This window comes from Streptomyces sp. PKU-EA00015 (assembly GCF_013387495.1).
Taxonomy (GTDB): Bacteria; Actinomycetota; Actinomycetes; order Streptomycetales; family Streptomycetaceae; genus Streptomyces.
The window spans coordinates 1-4,060 of record NZ_JABZEE010000110.1; the positions used below are offsets into that span (position 1 = coordinate 1).

3 protein-coding genes and 1 pseudogene are annotated in these 4,060 nt (G+C 70.3%); all 4 read left to right on the forward strand.

Going from position 1 to position 4,060, the window contains the following annotated elements:
• Positions 1 to 258 precede the first annotated feature (258 nt).
• Positions 259 to 1,047 carry a maleylpyruvate isomerase family mycothiol-dependent enzyme gene (locus HW130_RS34965; RefSeq protein ID WP_177153796.1) on the forward strand — a complete coding sequence of 263 codons (789 nt, stop codon included), beginning with the start codon at positions 259 to 261 and terminating at the stop codon, positions 1,045 to 1,047.
• 47 nt (positions 1,048 to 1,094) lie between these two features.
• Positions 1,095 to 1,901 (forward strand): META domain-containing protein, encoded by an 807-nt coding sequence (locus HW130_RS34970; protein ID WP_177153797.1) that lies wholly within the window; start codon positions 1,095 to 1,097, stop codon positions 1,899 to 1,901.
• Between the two features lie 470 nt (positions 1,902 to 2,371).
• Entirely contained in the window at positions 2,372 to 3,889 is a 1,518-nt protein-coding gene (gene purF / locus HW130_RS34975; protein ID WP_177153798.1) for an amidophosphoribosyltransferase, read from the forward strand.
• A gap of 43 nt (positions 3,890 to 3,932) precedes the next feature.
• Positions 3,933 to 4,060 (forward strand): annotated as a pseudogene (locus HW130_RS36545) (phosphoribosylformylglycinamidine cyclo-ligase); the annotation flags it as partial.

Sequence of the window (4,060 nt, forward strand, 5' to 3'; positions counted from 1 at the left end):
ACACGATCGAGGTGCAGGGCGAGTTCAGCATCCCGCTGAACGAGCTGCGCACGGCCCACGAGGAGACCATCCCGGGTCTGCTCGTCTGAGACGCGTGCCCCGAAGCCCCCGCCCGGTCCGACCGGGCGGGGGCTTCTGCGGTGCGTGCTCGAGGGAAGGCCGCTCGCCTGGTGCGGCACGGGGCAGGCGTGCCCGGCGATGGCCAGGAGTGCACCGTCGAACGGCCCCATGTCGTACCCACGCCGTAAGGTCGGCGTCATGCCACCGGCCAAGAAGCGTCCGCGTACGTACGACTCCGCCAAGGTCCGGGCCGCCGTGCTGGCCCAGTTCGGGCATGTCCGGGATGTCGCGGCCGGGCTGACGCCCCAGCAGCTGGAGCTGCCCACCCGGCTCGGGGACTGGACCGTACGGGAGCTCGTCGCACACGTCGCCATGGCGGTCGGCGCCGTTCCCCGCTACCTCCGGCTGCCCGAGCCGGCCCGGCAGGACGTCGCGCTGCTCGACTGGCCGTTCGCGACGGTGACGGCCGCGGCGCAGGTCGACCTGGACACCCGGGAGCTGGCCGCCGGTGACCTCGGCGAGCTGTACGAGCGCACGGCCGAGCGCGTCGGCGAGCTGCTGCCGCTCCTGTCGGACGAGCGGCTGGTGCCGACGCGGTTCGGTGCCATGCGGCTCGGGGACTTCCTCGTCACCCGCACCGTCGAGCTGGTCGTCCACACCGACGACCTGGCCGACGCGACCGGCCTGGACGTCCCGTACGACCGGCAGGCGCTCGCCGCCTGCACCCGGCTGCTCGCCGACGCGCTCGCGGTCAAGGCGCCCGGGGCGTCGACGGAGGTGCGGATTCCGCCGTTCGCCGTCGTCCAGTGCGTGGAGGGCCCCCGGCACACGCGAGGGACGCCGCCCAATGTCGTCGAGACCGACCCGCTGACCTGGATCCGGCTCGCCACCGGGCGCACGGGCTGGCGGGAGGCGCTGGAGGCCGCGAAGGTCAGCGCGAGCGGGGAGCGCGCGGACCTCGGGGGGCTCCTGCCGATCCTCGCCTGATTCGCGAACCGGGGGAACCGGCCACGGGGCCGCCCCGTCCCAGGGATATGCGCTACCAGCTGAGCATTCCTGTCATCGCCCTGGCCCTTCTGGCCCTGGCCGCCTGCGGCACGGAGCAGGGAGGCGGGGCCGGCAGCGGCGACTCCGTGGCACCCGACGTTCCTCTCACCGGCGTGCGCTGGTCCGTGGAGAGCGTGAGCGTCGACGGCACGAAGACCGCTGCCCCGTCCGACGCGTATGTCGAGATCACCGACAAAGGCCGGGCGCAGGGCAACTACGGCTGCAACCACTTCGGCGCCGACATCACGGTCGAGGGCGACACCGTGACGGTCGGCCCCGGCGAGGTGACCGAGATGGCCTGCGACAAGAAGATCCAGGGCTTCGAGGACACCCTGCGCGCCGCGTTCTCCGGCAAGCTCAAGGCGAAACTCACCGACGGCAGGCTCACCCTCACCACTGAGAAGGGCGACTCGATCGCACTGACCGCGGAGCGGCCCTCCCCGCTGATCGGCACCAAGTGGACCGTGGACTCCCTGGTGGCGGGTGAGACGGCCACCTCCCTGCCCGCCGGCACCGAAGGCAAGGCGCATCTGACCATCGCCGAGGACGGGACCGTCGGCGGCAGCCTCGGCTGCAACCGTTTCACCAGCACCGCGAAGGTCTCCGGGGACTCGATCACCCTCGGCCGCCTCGCCTCCACACGGAAGCTGTGTCCTGGCCCGGTGATGGGTCTGGAGCGCGAGCTGGTCCAGGTCCTGAAGCAGGGGACGGTGAAGTACGAGGTGAAGCACCGCGCCCTGACCCTCACCGCGTCCAACGGCAAGGGTCTGGCGGCGTACGCGGACATGCGCTGATCGGCCGGGATCGCGCCGGGCGGCAGATACAGGGACATACCCGTCACAACCCGGCGGCGACGGGGTGCCGGGAGGGGGCGAGGAGGGGGCGGGTGGTGCCCGGAATGTCAGAAAATGCCCTCCGCTGTCGGCGGGGCCGAATGTGAACTAGCGCACGCGGCGACAGGTGGCGCTCGCGACACCGGCCAGGTCGGCGTGGCGGCGCTCCACGCAGGTGACCACGCGGTCGGTGCGGGACCGCATGGACCGGGAGCCGGGCCGTGACCGGCCAGGTGCGTCAACGATCGTCCCGGCATGCGGACACCGGAATGGACAACTTGGCGATCTTCTCAAGCCGCCCCGACGGCGGTACAGGCACTGCCGATTCCCGCCTCCGGCGCTGCGTGGAGGCTGGTCGGCGAGCTCCCGGAATGGGGTTGCGAGGCATCCCCAATTCGGACCAGTGGTCGATCTCGCCTACACTCGGTGGCGTGCCACGTGGTGACGGACGACTCAACCACGACCTGCTCCCCGGTGAGAAGGGCCCTCAGGACGCTTGCGGCGTCTTCGGTGTCTGGGCTCCGGGTGAAGAGGTCGCGAAGCTCACTTACTTCGGGCTCTACGCCCTCCAACATCGAGGCCAGGAATCCGCGGGAATCGCGGTCAGCAACGGCTCTCAGATCCTCGTCTTCAAGGACATGGGCCTCGTGTCCCAGGTCTTCGACGAGACCTCTCTCGGCTCCCTGACCGGCCATATCGCGGTCGGTCACGCCCGCTACTCGACCACGGGCGCCTCCGTGTGGGAGAACGCGCAGCCGACCTTCCGGGCCACGGCCCACGGCTCGATCGCGCTCGGCCACAACGGAAACCTGGTCAACACGGCGCAGCTGGCCGAGATGGTCGCCGAGCTCCCCAAGGAGAACGGCCGGGCCACCCAGGTCGCCGCGACCAACGACACCGATCTGGTCACCGCTCTGCTCGCCGGACAGGTCGACGAGGACGGCAAGCCGCTGACGATCGAGGAGGCGGCCGCCAAGGTCCTTCCCGACGTCCGGGGCGCCTTCTCGCTCGTCTTCATGGACGAGGGCACCCTCTACGCGGCCCGTGACCCCCAGGGCATCCGCCCGCTGGTCCTCGGCCGTCTCGACCGAGGCTGGGTCGTCGCCTCGGAGAGCGCCGCTCTCGACATCTGCGGCGCGAGCTTCGTCCGCGAGATCGAGCCCGGCGAGCTCATCGCCATCGACGAGAACGGCATCCGCACCTCCCGCTTCGCAGAAGCGAAGCCCAAGGGCTGTGTCTTCGAGTACGTCTACCTGGCGCGTCCCGACACCGACATCGCCGGCCGGAACGTCTACCTCTCCCGGGTCGAAATGGGCCGGAAACTGGCCAAGGAAGCCCCGGTCGAGGCCGACCTCGTCATAGCGACGCCGGAGTCCGGTACGCCCGCCGCGATCGGCTACGCCGAGGCCAGCGGCATCCCGTACGGCTCCGGCCTGGTGAAGAACGCCTACGTCGGCCGCACCTTCATCCAGCCCTCGCAGACGATCCGCCAGCTGGGCATCCGCCTGAAGCTGAACCCGCTGAAGGAAGTCATCCGCGGCAAGCGGCTGGTCGTCGTGGACGACTCGATCGTCCGCGGCAACACCCAGCGCGCCCTGGTCAAGATGCTCCGCGAGGCCGGCGCCGCCGAGGTCCACATCCGGATCTCGTCCCCGCCGGTGAAGTGGCCCTGCTTCTTCGGCATCGACTTCGCCACCCGCGCCGAGCTCATCGCCAACGGCATGTCGATCGAGGAGATCGGCAAGTCGCTGGGCGCCGACTCCCTCGCGTACATCTCCATCGACGGCATGATCGAGGCGACCACCATCGCCAAGCCGAACCTCTGCCGCGCCTGCTTCGACGGCGAGTACCCGATGGAGCTGCCCGACCCCGAGCTGCTCGGCAAGCAGCTCCTGGAGACCGAGCTTGCGGGTGGCGCCGACGCCGCCGACGCGCTCCGTCGCCCGTAAATCCCCGCTCCAACGCAGTCACGACACGAAAGCTCTCAACCTCATGAGTGAGACCACCGGTGCCAGCTACGCAGCCGCGGGCGTCGACATCGATGCGGGTGACCGCGCTGTCGAGCTGATGAAGGAGTGGGTGAGGAAGACGCAGCGCCCGGAGGTTCTGGGCGGTCTGGG